Origin of the sequence: Mucilaginibacter sp. L196 (assembly GCF_009765905.1) — a bacterium.
GTDB lineage: Bacteria > Bacteroidota > Bacteroidia > Sphingobacteriales > Sphingobacteriaceae > Mucilaginibacter.
Window position 1 is genome coordinate 416,722 of record NZ_LMUO01000009.1, and the last position, 14,734, is coordinate 431,455.

The window sequence follows — 14,734 nt, forward strand, 5'->3', positions numbered from 1 at the left end:
AGTATAAACAGCATGTTTGGGTTATTTAAAAAGAAGAACGATAGTAAAAAGGAAGTTACTTTTAATTACGAATCGATTGCTGTAGATATGCACTCCCATGTTTTGCCGGGGATTGATGATGGCGCGCAAACCGTAGAGGATTCGGTTGCTCTGGTAAAAAAAATGATGGCGCTGGGTATTAAAAAAATAATTGCCACCCCGCACATCATGGTTGATTTTTACCGCAACAATGCCCAAACAATTGGTAGTGCGCTAGAAATACTGAAAGCAGAACTAAAAAAACAACAAATTGATATTGATATTGAAGCCGCCGCCGAACATTACTTCGACGAAACCTTTGATCCTCGTATCGATAAAAAAGAATTGATGGTATTTGGCGATAACCATGTGCTTTTTGAATTCTCGTTTATCACCCTGCCGCCAAACTACATACAGGTAATACAAAAACTTGTCAATTTGGGTTACAAGCCAATTTTGGCCCATCCCGAGCGCTACCCATACATGACCATGGATCAATACAAAATGGTACACTCCTGGGGTTGCGATTTTCAATTGAACACCATATCCCTAACCGGCTACTACGGCAAAGAAACCAAAGCCACCGCCGAAAGCCTGATCGATAACCAACTGATCGACTACATTTCAAGCGATATGCACCACCTGAAACATGCCGCCGCGTTTTATGATGCTTTGAAAACCACTTACGTAGAAAAACTGCTTTTTGAATACCCGCTTAAGAATATAATGCTTTTGTGAAAGAGTCAAGAAACAAGAGTCAAGGCTAAAAAATAAAATTTACGCCTTTCGATCTTAATAAGCCTTTTGTCATTCTGAGCATCGCGAAGAATCTATCCGGCGTAAACTACTTTACAGATTCTTCGCGATGCTCAGAATGACAAATCTTTTTTATCACAATGCAAAACCTTGATTCCTGATTCTTACTTCTTGAATCTATTACTCGTATCTCAACGATTCCACCGGATCCAATCTTGATGCTTTATTGGCAGGATAAAAGCCCGATAGAAGCCCGATCCCGGTACAAACTACTAGTGCGATGCCTATCCATAAATAAGGTACTACAAAGCTACCCTGGGTTAAAATAACGATCATGTTGCCAATCAACATTCCTAAAAATATCCCCAAAACACCGCCAATCAGGCATATTACTATAGCCTCAATTAAAAACTGTTTGCGAATGATGGATGGCGTGGCGCCGATAGCTTTTCGCAAGCCTATTTCCCGGGTACGTTCGGTAACCGATACCAGCATAATATTCATTAGCGCAATGGCTGCACCAATCAATGTAATAACGCCAATGGCAATACCACCATAAGTAATACCATCTAATTGGCCCGCCAATTGTTTCTGAATAGAATCACTGCGCTGGATATTAAAATTATCTTCTTTGCCGATATGCAGGTCGCGTACATTTCTAAATAACGATGTCGCCTCACCAATCGTAGCATCCAACGCCTCCGGACTGGCAACCATTACTGTAACGTTAAATGTAGGGTTGCTAACCGTGTCAATCTGTTTCGCTTTTAAAACAGGTATCACGCAAAATTTATCACCCGCGCCCATGCTCGATCCCTTTTTTGCGAAAACACCCACAACCTTAAAACGATTGCTGCCAATCAAAATTGATTTATTAACCGGGTCATCCTTTTTAAAAAGCTTATCTTTTATCTCATCGCCAATAACCACCACGTTTTCCCCGTGCAGTAACTCATCCGAAGAAAAAAATCGCCCATAAGCCATTTTATGCCCGGTGGTGGCCATATAGCCATCTGTAGTGCCTGCTACTGATATATTGGGGTTGGTTTTGATGCTCCCGTATTTTACAATGCCCGTACCCGTCACATTCAAGTTAATGGTGATAACAGTAGGCAAGGCAAACTTATTTTTAAAACTAACGGCCTGCTCATAAGTTATCGGTGGATATATTTTTTGGTGGCCACCCTGCCCGAAGCCCAGATCGGCGGTATTAGCTATGGTGAAGGAGTTTGCGCCTAATCCGGCAAATGCGTTATTAGTTTGCTGTCTGATGCCGTCAATAGCTGTTAAAATACCCACCAGTGCCATAATGCCAATAGCGATGATCAGCGCCGTAAGCGACGTACGCAACCTGTTCCCCTTAATAGAGGTTAAGGCAATGGCTATGTTTTCTTTATAAGTTGTTTTTACCGGCATGCTGATGGCTATGGTTGCCTGTATAAGACTTAGGCTTGTACGGGTTTGTTACAGGCTCAAGATATTAATTATTAACGACAGCGTGGGTGTCTGAACTCGATTTTTTAGAATTAAAAGAATTTTTGGAATCCTGAAAATTCTTTTAATTCTAAAAAATCAGGTTCAGACATTATCGACGCTTTAATTTCAACATTCCATATAATTTTTTAAGCATAATTTCCGTATTTTTGCAACCTCTAAAATTTAGGTGTAAAAAATTGAAATACAAGGAATATAAGCAGTTAAATCTATCGGATACCGGTAAGGAAGTATTGGAGTTCTGGAAAAAGCAAAATATCTTTGAAAAAAGTATTAGCAGCCGCCCGGCCAATAACCCCTATACATTTTACGAAGGCCCGCCGAGTGCCAATGGTATGCCCGGCATCCACCACGTAATGGCGCGCGCCATAAAGGATATTTTTTGCCGTTACAAAACTCTTAAAGGTTACCAGGTAAAACGTAAAGGCGGATGGGATACTCATGGTTTGCCTATTGAACTTGCTGTTGAAAAAGCTTTAGGTATTACTAAGGACGACATCGGCAAAAAGATCTCGATTGAAGATTACAATGCCGAATGCCGCAAAGAAGTAATGCGCTATACCGATGTTTGGAACGACCTGACCGAGAAAATGGGTTACTGGGTTGATCTTGAAGATCCATATATCACCTACAAAAACGAATACATCGAATCGCTTTGGTGGATACTGAAGCAGTTTTATAATAAAGGTTATCTATACAAAGGTTATACTGTACAGCCTTACTCGCCAAAATCAGGCACCGGCCTTAGCTCGCACGAGCTGAACCAGCCCGGCACCTACAAAATGGTGAAGGATACCACCATAGTTGCGCAATTTAAGGTTAAAAATGATAAAGATTCAGCATTTTTATTTGAAGGTGTTGATACCGATGTTTTCATTTTAGCATGGACAACCACCCCGTGGACACTGCCATCAAACTGTGCTTTAGCTGTTGGCGAAAAAATCGATTATGTTAAAATCGGCACCTTCAACCCTTATACTTACGAGCGGATAACGGTTATTTTGGCTAAGGATTTAGTAGGTAAATATTTTAAGGCCGAAGGCGAAAATGCATCTTTTGAAGAATACAAAGGCGGTGATAAAATCATCCCGTGGGTAGTAAAAGGATCATACAAAGGCAAGCAATTATTAGGCTTACACTACGAGCAGTTAATGCCATATGTAACCAATGCCGACTTAGAGGAAAATGCTTTCCGCATTATCCCTGCTGATTTCGTTACGACTGAAGATGGTACCGGTATAGTACATACAGCGTCTGTTTTTGGGGCGGATGACTTTAGGGCATGTAAGGAAAACAACGTGCCATCGGTAATGGTGAAGGATGAAGCAGGCAAGGAAGTTCCTTTGGTTGATAAACAAGGTAAGTTTGTTGATGAGGTTACCGATTATGCAGGTCGTTACGTTAAAGAAGAATATTATAGCGACGAAGAACGTGCCGAACCGGGCTTTAAAGCCACAGATGTACTCATCTCCATCAAACTAAAAACAGAAAATAAGGCGTTCGACGTAAAAAAATATGAGCACAGCTACCCGCACTCATGGCGTTCGGACGAGCCGATATTATATTATCCTTTGGATAGCTGGTTTGTAAAAACCACCGCTGTTAAAGATAAAATGGTGGAGCTAAACAAAACCATCAACTGGAAACCGGAATCAACCGGCACGGGCCGTTTCGGTAACTGGCTGGAGAATTTGGTGGATTGGAACTTATCACGTTCCCGCTATTGGGGTACTCCGCTGCCGATCTGGCGTGAAGTTGATGGCAACGAAGAAAAATGCATAGGCTCCATAAAAGAATTAGAAGCGGAAATCGCGATCTCCAAAGCGGCGGGCTTAATGCCTGAGGCATTTGAGCTGATCGACATGCACCGCCCTTATGTGGATGATGTGATCTTGATGTCGTCGAACGGTAAGCCAATGTTACGCGAGCCTGATTTGATTGACGTTTGGTTTGATAGCGGTGCCATGCCTTATGCACAATGGCATTTCCCATTTGAAAATAAAGAGGCGTTTACTAATGCTTATCCTGCCGATTTCATCGCCGAAGGTGTGGATCAAACCCGTGGCTGGTTCTTCACCCTGCACGCTATCGCGGTATTGTTGAGCGAAGCAAGCGACGAGATAAAAGAAATAAATGAGAAGATAGGTAATAAAGGCGTCGCGTTTAAAAACGTGGTATCAAACGGTTTGGTGCTGGATAAAAACGGCAATAAAATGTCTAAACGTTTAGGCAATACCGTTGACCCTTTCGCCACCATTGAACAATATGGCGCTGATGCTGCCCGCTGGTACATGATCAGCAATGCATCCCCTTGGGATAACCTGAAATTTAATTTAGATGGTATTGATGAGGTGCGCCGCAAATTCTTCGGTACGCTTTATAATACCTATAATTTCTTCGCCATGTATGCCAACATTGATGGCTTTACTTACAGCGAAGCGGAAATTAAATTAAGTAACCGCCTGGAAATCGATCAATGGATCATCTCCTTATTAAATACTTTAAGCAAAGAGGTTGATGCTTTCTACGCTGATTTTGAGCCGACCAAAGCTGCCCGTGCCATCCAGGATTTTGTGGATGCGCATTTAAGCAACTGGTATGTGCGCCTAAGCCGCCGCCGTTTCTGGAAGTCGGATAACTCTGATGATAAACTATCTGCTTACCAAACTTTATATACTTGTTTAACAACGGTAGCTAAATTAATGTCGCCAATTGCGCCATTCTTTGCTGATAGTTTATATAATGATCTGAATAAAGTATCTGGAAAAGAAACTTTCGAGTCAGTGCATTTGGCTGATTTCCCAACTACCGAAGCCGCATTGGTAAACAAAGGGCTGGAAGAACGTATGCAAATGGCACAGGACATTTCATCCTTAGTGTTGTCGTTGCGTAAAAAGGTAGGAATAAACGTAAGGCAGCCATTAAGCAAGATATTATTACCTATCTTAGATAAGAGCTTTAAACAACAGGTTGAGCAGGTAAAAGACTTAATATTATCCGAAACTAACATCAAGGATATTGAGTACATTACCGATGCAGCCGGTTTTATCACCAAAAAGGTAAAACCAAACTTTAAAGCTTTAGGAGCAAAAGTAGGTAAAGACATGAAAGCCGTAGCCGAAGCCATCACAAATTTCGGTCAGGATGAGATCACTAAATTAGAGACAGAAGGTAGCATTTCTGTACTTGATACTAAGTACTTGATACTAGTATCTGATGTAGAAATCATCGCGGAAGACGTTCCGGGATGGCAAGTTGCAAATTTAGGAAAACTAACCGTGGCTTTAGATGTTACGATTACCAACGAACTTAAACAGGAAGGTATATCACGAGAATTGATCAACCGCATACAGAATCTGCGTAAGGGAAAGGGATTTGAGGTTACCGACAGGATAAATGTAAGGTTAAGCGACCACCCGCTAATTAACGGTGCTGTGAAAAGTAATTTAACATATATTTGCGCCGAAATTTTGGCTGATAGCGTACTGCTTGATAACCAACTAAATGAAGGTGAGAAAACACTAATTGACGAAACTGAAATTTTTATTGCTATAAGTAAAGTATAATGGAAAACGAAACTATTAAAACCAGATATTCAGACAACGAACTAAAAGAATTTAAAGACCTTTTATTAGATAAACTGCGTATTGCACGCGAAGAATTAAACGCGCTTGCTACATCATTAAGTTCACCCAATGCAAACGGTACTGATGATACCGCGGGTACTTATAAAACTTTAGAGGATGGATCAGCAACATTGGAGAAAGAACAGATTAACCAATTAGCTGCCCGCCAAAAGAAATTTATTGAGCAATTAGAAGCTGCAGTAGTACGTATTGAAAATAAAACTTATGGTATTTGCCGCGAAACTGGCAAGTTGATACCTAAGGAGCGTTTACGCGCGGTTCCACACACTACCCTGAGCATGGAGGCCAAGTTAAAACAATAATGAAGCCGGCGTATTTAAAACCGTTTTTAATTGTTGTTTTTATTGTATTAATCGACCAGATTATCAAAACCTGGGTTCGTACAAACATGTACCTCGGCCAGGATATCCACTTTTTAGGCGACCACGGCATGCTGCACTATACCGAAAATAACGGTATGGCCTTCGGCATGGAGCTGGGCGGCGATTTTGGTAAGCTGGTGTTAACCATGTTCCGCATCGCGGCTGTGGTGGCTATCGGTTATGGTTTGGTATATTTAATCAAACACAAATATCACCGTGGTTTAGTCATGTGCGTAGCGCTGATTTTAGCCGGGGCATTAGGCAATATTGTTGATTCAACCATTTATGGTGTATTATATCAGCATGGGCAGATATTTTATGGTCGCGTAGTTGATATGTTCTATTTTCCACTGCTGTCCGGCAATTTCCCGCAATGGGTGCCTATATGGGGTGGGCAGGACTATATATTCTTCCGCCCGGTATTTAATTTTGCCGATTCAGCGATCTCAGTAGGTGTTATCGCCATCCTGATATTCCAAAAACGCTACTTCAAGCACGAAGTGCCTGAGTTAAGTAGCCCAAATAGTGAAATGGTAGAAGAGTAATCTCCACCATTTTTATTTTTAAACTTTATTGTCATGCTGAGGAACGAAGTATCTATCCGCTAACTGCAAGCGGTGAGCCTATCGATAGATTCTTCGCTCCACTCAGAATGACAAAGAGGGCGGCATAAACTATAAAACCCCTTCAATCCCATACTTCTTCCCATTCACCACAAACTCATCACCCGCTTTCTTCCCCATCATCTGCATACAAATAGGTGCCGCTGCCGAAACCGCGAAATAACTTTCATTATCAACCACCCAAGTCCCTGCGCTGATAGCGATATAAAACTTACCGCCATTAGTCAGCACCAAGCTCCCTGTTTCAATTATATCAGATGCGCCTTTGGTGCTTATCGAGTTTAAAGCGACCATCAATTTATTAGCTTCATTCAATTGTATGGTGTTGCGGTCCTTTTCCTGCTGCATCATGGCACGGCCGGTTTCGTATTTATCACCCGCGCTGCTTTTGGTATCATCGTTTGATGCCTGTTCAGCTGCTTTAAAAGCCTGTTCGGCGGCATCCATACGGCTTTGTACGTAGGCAACACATTTATTATAAAGTTCTTGTTTGATATTGGACATTTAGTTTATGCTGAATATTGATTTGCGAAGGTATCAAAAAATAAAAGCCCCCTTGCACTCGCTGCTTGGGGGCTTTCAACCTAAACCTTATCACAATGTATGTAAGAATCACATACTCCAATACAAACGAAAAAATTGTGCGTTTGGATATATGTACCGTTAAAAAAATTTCAAACTGACAGTAAAATGATAATATTGAGTTAATAACATTACTTGTTTATTATCTTAATGGTTTAATTGGATGTGATATTTTTTGTACTTTGGTAAACCAATTTAAGCCTGTGAAACAGCTCAAATTACTATTGTTCGCGTTTTTACTGTGCTTGCCGTTCGCGCAGGGGCAGGCCATGCGGCATGATAAAGCTGCTGGTCCAAAAAATAATACCGAGATCATCTACCATATTTTTCAGCGTAGTTTTTTTGATAGCAATGGCGATAATCATGGCGATTTGAATGGCATCTATCAAAAGCTCAATTACTTGCAGCAGTTAGGCGTTACCGCTATTTTGTTAACGCCGCTGTATGAATCCATGTACTATCATAATTATTTCGCTACCGATTTTTATAAGATAGACCCACGCTACGGCACCATGGCAGATTATTTAAGGCTGATAAAAGAACTCCACCGCAGGCACATGAAGTTTTACATGGATATGGAAACCCAATATGTAGCCAGCGATAACGTATGGTTCAGGGATTCGTATAAAAAACCTGCATCAAAATACAGCGATTATATTTTTTATGCTGATAAAGGCAACAAAAAACCCGTATCAATAGTCGCAGGCATAACGGACTTTACCGGCTATGATGGCGTTACCCGTAAACTGGTAATGGTTAACCTGAATAATAAACAGGTACAGCAATTTAATTATAACCTGTTTAAGTTTTGGATGGATCCTAATCATGATGGTAATTTTGATGATGGGGTAGATGGCTTTCGATTAGATCATATGATGGATAACCTGGATAATGCTAACCGACTGCCGCATCTGTTCACCACATTCTGGCGGCCATTATTAGCTAAACTCCGTGCCATCAACCCTAAAATAAAAATTGTAGCCGAGCAGGCTGAGTGGGGTTCATTCGGTATTGATAATTTAAAAGCGGGTGGCGTGGATAGGGTATTCGCTTTTCGCCTGGCATTTGCTATCCGCAACTTTAACAAAAAGGAATTGATGCTGGTGGCTGATTCAACCTTCCTGCAAACCCCGGCAAATAAGCAGCAGGTGGTGTTTATAGAGAACCATGATATGCAACGCTTTGCCGATGCAGTAAAAGGAAACCCCGGTAAACTAAAGGTAGGCTGTGCCCTGAATTTATTAATGGGTGGCGTGCCATCAATTTACTACGGACAGGAGCTGGGCATGAAAGGCAACAAAGGAAGCTTCGGCATGACTGATGCAAACGACATCCCCGATAGGCAGGCATTTGAATGGTATAAAAGCGATGAAGGCCCGGGCATGGCCTACTGGTATAAAAACGGCCTCTGGTGGACGGAGAATAATACCGATATCCCCAACGATGGCATATCGCTGGAAGAAGAAAAAAACGACCCCAAATCGCTTTGGAACTTTTACCGTGAAATCATCAGCCTACGAAAAAATAATACAATAATTACAACCGGCACTTATACAAACCTGGTGAATAATAATGATCATGTTTTTTCATTTATGCGATATAACGGGCATGAAAAGTTTATTGTAGTAGTAAACCTATCAGCCGAAAAACAGCATGTGATAGTTGATATAAACGCTGATAATAAAACCTATATTACAGCCTTAATGGGGAATAAACCGCTGGTGACTGGCAATAAGTTTCGGTTAAGTTTAAATGAATTTGGTGTTAATGTAATAAAGCTTAACACCCATTAATCAGGGGTTAAAAATCGTCTTTATTTTAAACTGTAAATACACCCTTTGAATTGTGGATTATTAACCCTACCTTTGCGCCCGATTTGACGATGTTGTCAAATTCGTTATTTAAATTCATGAACCCATTTATTCAACTGGGAATCCGTCATGATATTGTTAATGCCATCTCTGAGTTAGGGTTCGAAAACCCTACGCCAATCCAGGAACAGTCAATTCCGGTATTGTTAACAGGCAGCAACGATTTTGTCGGATTAGCCCAAACCGGGACCGGTAAGACTGCTGCCTTTGGCCTACCATTATTAGAACTGCTGGATTTCGAAGAAAATTATCCGCAGGCACTTATATTGTGTCCAACGCGCGAACTTTGTTTACAGATTACGAACGATCTGAATAACTACTCTAAAAATATGCCCAACGTACACGTTGTTGCGGTATATGGCGGAGCAAGTATCTCTGATCAATTACGCCAGATTAAGCGTGGTGTGCAAATTGTTGTTGCAACACCTGGCCGTATGCTTGATATTATCAATCGTAAAGCGATTGACTTTTCGCAGGTGAAATTTGTAGTTTTAGACGAAGCTGATGAAATGCTCAACATGGGCTTTCAGGAAGACATTGACAGTATTCTATCTACAACACCCGACGAGAAAAAAACATGGCTGTTTTCAGCCACCATGCCTGCCGAAGTTCGCAGGATCGCGAAAAAATACATGACCGATCCGCATGAGCTTACTATGGGCACAAAAAACACAGGTAATGACAACATTGAGCACGAATACTATGTGATCCGTGCACGTGACAAGTATGCCTCATTTAAACGTATCGTTGATTTCAATCCTGAAATTTTCGGTATCGTATTTTGCCGTACAAAAATTGAAACTCAGGATATAGCCGAATCTTTAATTAAAGATGGTTACAATGCTGATGCTTTACACGGCGATTTATCGCAACAACAACGCGATAAAGTAATGAAACGTTACCGCGACCGTAGCTTACAGTTGCTTATTGCTACTGACGTTGCTGCACGTGGTATTGACGTTAATAATGTAACACACGTTATTAACTACTCGTTGCCTGATGAAATGGAAAACTACACTCACCGTAGCGGCCGTACAGCCCGTGCAGGTAAAACAGGTGTATCTATCTCTATCATCAATGGTAAAGAGCTTGGTAAAATACGCCAGTTAGAGCGTGTTATCGGTAAGAAATTTGTTAAAGCCGAAATACCAACAGGATTTGATGTTGTTGAAAAACAACTTTTTGCCCTGGTACATAAAGTACATAATGTTGAGGTTAACGAGCAGCAAATTGAACAATATGTTCCACGTATAATGGAAGAGTTTAAGGAGCTGAGCAAAGAAGATATTATTAAACGCTTTGCATCATTAGAGTTTAACCGCTTTTTAGAATATTACAAAAACGCGCCGGATTTGAACGCGCCTGCTGATGACCGTGTAAGGTTTGAAGGCGAACGTGGTGAGCGTGGCGAAAGAGGAGAACGCGGTGAACGTGCCCCTCGCGCTGGTTCAGCAGAGTTTACACGTTTATTTATAAACTTGGGTTCTGTTGATGAATTTAACCGTGGCGATTTGCTGGGTTACATTTGCAACAATACCAAAATAAGCGGCCGTACTGTTGGCAAGATCGATGTTAAGGGTGTTTACTCTTTCTTCGAAGTAGCTAATGCAGATGTTGAAAAAGTAATGACAGGCTTTAAAGGCATCGACTTTAAAGGCCGTGAAGTTAGGATTGAAGTATCTGGCGAAGGCACAAGCACAACCCGTCCTGAAGGCGAAAGACGCCAAGGTGGTGGTTACAGCGGCGGTGGCAGATCTGGCGGTGGTGGCGGTTACAACCGCGACCGTAGCAGCGGTGGTGGTGAAAGACGCGAAGGCGGATTTAACCGTGAACGCAGCAATGCAGGTGGCGAAAGACGTGAAGGTGGCGGCGGCGGTGGTTTCCGTGATTTCTCTGGCAAACGCCGTGAAGATCGCCCGGAGCGTCGCAAAAGATTTTAGTTTTTTTTAGTTTTCATACCGCATCTTTAACCGGATGCAATTAGTTTAGTTAGTTTAGTTAAGCTCCCGGAGTAGTTTACCGGGAGCTTTTTTTATTTGGTAAATTCAACCAACGTTGAATCAGGGGTAAATAGCTTTAGCTGATGCTCATCCAAATGCTTAATAGCATACTTGGTGTAAGGCAGGTTGCCCTCAAATGAAGTATAGATCGTATCGCCTTTAACAAAATAATCCTCCGGCTCCGGCGAATCACTTGTCATCATAAAACTTTTATCGGTAATATTGAGCTTGCTGCCATCTGCGGTTGATTTCCACTCACCTATAAGGTTGGGGTCAGTTTTTTGCTTCGGCGAACAGGCAACAGATAAAAGCATCATGGCGCAGGCCATGCCAATAATTACAAAAGTTATTATTTTCATATTCAGGCAATGTAAAAGCTGAATCTACTATAAACCAACCATATTATTTATTTCTTATCTGAGATTTTTTTAGATAATATTTATGGCCCCTTGAGTTTACATAATAGTAATGTGAGTATTTATCAATATAAACAGTTTGGCCGCCGGGGCCTTGTTTGCCTCTGTATTTTTTGTCTACAATAGTAGCTTTGCTTTTAGCGGCAATTTCTGATGTTTTGTGGCCTACGGCATGAGCATCTTTGCTAATGGTACTTTGTGCATGTACTTGGGTAACGGCGAATAATCCCGTTGCCAATAAAGCAATTTTGAGTGTGTGTTTCATGATATTTCAATTGTTGATTGAAATATTAACTCAAATGCTCGGCTAAATGTTTCATTTCAATTGCCGGAGAATGCTTTTGATAGAGAATATTGTATACTGCATCGCAAATAGGCATGTGTACATGGTAGTTTTTATTCACTTCGTGGAGGCAATTTACGGCGTAATAACCTTCGGCAACCATGTTCATTTCCAATTGTGCCGATTTCACGGTATACCCTTTACCTATCATATTGCCAAAAGTCCGGTTACGGCTAAATTGGGAGTAAGCGGTAACCATCAAATCGCCCAGATAAGCAGATTCTTTAATATCACGATCGATAGGGTGTACGGTATCTACAAAACGTTCCAGCTCGCGTATAGCGTTTGAAATCAACACCGCCTGGAAGTTATCGCCATAACCAACACCGTGGCAAATGCCACCGGCAATAGCGTAAACGTTTTTAAGTACAGCGCCGTACTCGGTGCCATAAATATCGTCGGATACATTGGTTTTGATGTAGCGGGTATTGATCATCCCGGCAAATTCAGTCGCCAGTTCAATATCGCTGGATGCAATAGTCAGGTATGATAATTTCTCCAGCGCCACTTCCTCTGCATGACACGGCCCGCTGATCACCAGGAAATTATCAAAAGATATATTGTAGTGCTGATTCAAAAACTCACCGATGATCTGGTTTTCATCAGGAACGATACCCTTAATGGCCGATATGATTTTTTTACCAGCGAAGTCCTCTGGCGTAATGCCTTCTAAGGCTTGCTTTAAAAACGCGGCAGGCACGTTCAGCAAAATAAAGTCGGAATTATGGATGATGTGTTTAAGATCGGTTGAGATATTATGAGCAGGCAGCTTAATATCCACCGAACTCAAATAATTGGGGTTGTGCCCAAATTTGCGGATATGCTCAACGGCATGCGTGTTGCGCATCCACCAAAAAACTTCTTTAGGCCTAATATTATCAGTTAGCATTTTAATATTGGCTGTAGCCCAGCTACCACCACCAACAACTGCTATTCTTTTTTTTTGCGTGTCCATTCCAAATAAAAAGTCCCGCCAGCGAAAAATGTTTTTCAGTGGCAGGACAAATATATGGGAATAGATATGAGATAGGAGATAGGAGACGTGAGATTTTTATTAAATACAAACAAACGTCATTGCGAGGTACGAAGCAATCTCTATGCTATGCAGCGAAAACATGCAAGTCCGACCTGCCTATGTAGAGATTGCTTCGTACCTCGCAATGACGATAATTTATTAAGAAGATGTGAAGTTGTCTCCAATCGCACATCTCCAATCTCATATCTAATTAGCAGGCTTATCAAACAACTTCGACTTATCTACCTTTTCAACCATCATGCCATCTTTCAGGTCTTTTGATATTGCTGCGTAAGGCGCTGAAACCACCTCATCCCCAGATTTAAGGCCTGATAATATCTGAATGTAGCTATCATCCTGTATGCCTGTAGTTACCAATACCTGTTTAATTTTGCCCGCTTTATAAACAAACACATACTCTTTTACAGGCGCGTTCATTTTTACGGTTTGCGAATCATCATCTGTCTGCGGTTTTCCGGTATTCTTTTTCTCCTCTCGAGTAGTAACAGATTGGATCGGAACAGATAACCCTTTTACCTGGTTGGTCCTGATATCAACAGTCGCGGTCAATCCCGGGCGGAACGGCGATGGGTTAGCCGCTGTTTTCTTCAACAAGTTTATGTATGATTCCGGGTTGATCCTCACCTTTACAGTAAAGTTGGTCACCTGGTCGGCATTGGTGCCTACCACATTTGCCGAGCTACCTATTTCCGATACCGCGCCATCAAACTTTTTGTCGGCAAAGGCATCCACATCAATATTTGATGAATCGCCAAGGTCGATACGGTTAATGTCGTTCTCATTCACATCAACGTTTACGTCCAGTTTGCTTAGGTCAGATACTGTCATAATATCAGTACCCGCCATTTGAATGGTTCCTAACACACGGTCGCCTTTTTCAACTGATAATTTGGATACCACACCATCGATAGGAGAGTAGATGCTGGTTTTATCCAGATCGGCCTGCGCTTCCTGCACCGAAGCTGACGACTGTGCCAACCCAAAGTTTGATCCGATCACATTCTGCCTTGCAGCTTCCAGCCCGGCTTTAGCGCCTTCGTAGCTGGCTTTGGCGGCTTCAAACTCGGCTACAGTAAGTACCTTGTTATCTAAGAGTGCTTTATCGCGTTGGTAAATTGATGCCTGGTTATCATAAGTTGCCTGTGCCTGCGCTAACATTTGTTTAGAGTTGCCCACGGTTGCTTTTTGTGAGTTGTATGATGCCACCGCGCGCTCAAAACCCGATTTCAAAATGTCCGGCCTGATCTTACAAAGTAACTGGCCTTTTTTAACCACATCGCCTTCTTTTACCGGCAACTCAACAATTTCACCCGAAACCTCGGCCGTGATCTTCACTTCCAGGTGCGGTTTTATTTTCCCGCTGGCGGTAACCGTTTCGGTAATTTCGCGTTCGGTAGCTTTTTCAGTTGCCACCTGCGTTTTACCCGGCCCGCCAATCACACCTGCTATTTTCAGCACTATTAAAAGCAGTATAAAAACGCCAAGCGTTATCAATATATATTTAGTAGTTTTTCCCATGATGTTTTTATTTCGAGTTTCGGATGTTCAATTTCGTATTTATTTTTTTCTTTATTATGGGCCCGACT

The 14,734-nt window shown here is 41.8% G+C and carries 12 protein-coding genes; 6 read left to right on the forward strand and 6 right to left on the reverse strand.

The window, feature by feature from the left end; genetic code table 11:
• The first annotated feature begins 12 nt into the window (after positions 1 to 12).
• Positions 13 to 756, forward strand: a complete 744-nt coding sequence (locus GSQ74_RS05450; RefSeq protein WP_158990863.1) for a tyrosine-protein phosphatase — start codon at positions 13 to 15, stop codon at positions 754 to 756.
• A gap of 198 nt (positions 757 to 954) precedes the next feature.
• On the opposite strand, the gene GSQ74_RS05455 is transcribed toward GSQ74_RS05450, so the two are convergent.
• Positions 955 to 2,190, reverse strand: a complete 1,236-nt coding sequence (locus GSQ74_RS05455) for an ABC transporter permease (protein ID WP_158990865.1) — start codon at positions 2,188 to 2,190, stop codon at positions 955 to 957.
• Between the two features lie 257 nt (positions 2,191 to 2,447).
• Between GSQ74_RS05455 and ileS the strand changes: the two genes are divergently transcribed.
• From ileS to GSQ74_RS05470, 3 genes are read left to right on the forward strand one after another with little or no spacing between them, the layout of a single operon-like run.
• Positions 2,448 to 5,834, forward strand: coding sequence for an isoleucine--tRNA ligase (gene ileS / locus GSQ74_RS05460; protein WP_174236914.1), 3,387 nt, complete (start codon positions 2,448 to 2,450; stop codon positions 5,832 to 5,834).
• Complete coding sequence (locus GSQ74_RS05465) at positions 5,834 to 6,217, forward strand: TraR/DksA C4-type zinc finger protein (RefSeq protein WP_158990869.1); 384 nt, start codon at positions 5,834 to 5,836, stop codon at positions 6,215 to 6,217. The genes ileS and GSQ74_RS05465 overlap by 1 nt, the downstream gene beginning before the upstream one ends.
• The gene (locus GSQ74_RS05470) at positions 6,217 to 6,822 is read left to right on the forward strand and encodes a lipoprotein signal peptidase (protein WP_158990871.1); all 606 of its coding nucleotides are present in this window, start codon (positions 6,217 to 6,219) and stop codon (positions 6,820 to 6,822) included. The genes GSQ74_RS05465 and GSQ74_RS05470 overlap by 1 nt, the downstream gene beginning before the upstream one ends.
• A gap of 129 nt (positions 6,823 to 6,951) precedes the next feature.
• Here GSQ74_RS05470 and GSQ74_RS05475 read toward each other — a convergent pair whose 3' ends face one another.
• On the reverse strand, positions 6,952 to 7,404 hold the full coding sequence (locus tag GSQ74_RS05475; protein ID WP_158990873.1) for a 3-oxoacyl-ACP synthase: 453 nt from the start codon (positions 7,402 to 7,404) through the stop codon (positions 6,952 to 6,954).
• Positions 7,405 to 7,685: 281 nt separating this feature from the next.
• Here GSQ74_RS05475 and GSQ74_RS05480 point away from each other — a divergent pair, with 281 nt between their 5' ends.
• On the forward strand, positions 7,686 to 9,275 hold the full coding sequence (locus GSQ74_RS05480) for an alpha-amylase family glycosyl hydrolase (RefSeq protein ID WP_158990875.1): 1,590 nt from the start codon (positions 7,686 to 7,688) through the stop codon (positions 9,273 to 9,275).
• A 116-nt stretch (positions 9,276 to 9,391) separates the two neighbouring features.
• Positions 9,392 to 11,293 (forward strand): DEAD/DEAH box helicase, encoded by a 1,902-nt coding sequence (locus GSQ74_RS05485; RefSeq protein WP_158990877.1) that lies wholly within the window; start codon positions 9,392 to 9,394, stop codon positions 11,291 to 11,293.
• A gap of 92 nt (positions 11,294 to 11,385) precedes the next feature.
• On the opposite strand, the gene GSQ74_RS05490 is transcribed toward GSQ74_RS05485, so the two are convergent.
• The 4 genes from GSQ74_RS05490 to GSQ74_RS05505 form a co-directional block, all read right to left on the reverse strand.
• Positions 11,386 to 11,712, reverse strand: a complete 327-nt coding sequence (locus GSQ74_RS05490) for a hypothetical protein (RefSeq protein WP_158990879.1) — start codon at positions 11,710 to 11,712, stop codon at positions 11,386 to 11,388.
• Positions 11,713 to 11,755: 43 nt separating this feature from the next.
• Positions 11,756 to 12,034 carry a hypothetical protein gene (locus GSQ74_RS05495; protein ID WP_158990881.1) on the reverse strand — a complete coding sequence of 93 codons (279 nt, stop codon included), beginning with the start codon at positions 12,032 to 12,034 and terminating at the stop codon, positions 11,756 to 11,758.
• Between the two features lie 25 nt (positions 12,035 to 12,059).
• The gene (locus GSQ74_RS05500) at positions 12,060 to 13,067 is read right to left on the reverse strand and encodes an NAD(P)H-dependent glycerol-3-phosphate dehydrogenase (RefSeq protein WP_158990883.1); all 1,008 of its coding nucleotides are present in this window, start codon (positions 13,065 to 13,067) and stop codon (positions 12,060 to 12,062) included.
• A 267-nt stretch (positions 13,068 to 13,334) separates the two neighbouring features.
• Positions 13,335 to 14,666, reverse strand: a complete 1,332-nt coding sequence (locus GSQ74_RS05505; protein ID WP_158990884.1) for an efflux RND transporter periplasmic adaptor subunit — start codon at positions 14,664 to 14,666, stop codon at positions 13,335 to 13,337.
• Between the last annotated feature and the right edge of the window lie 68 nt (positions 14,667 to 14,734).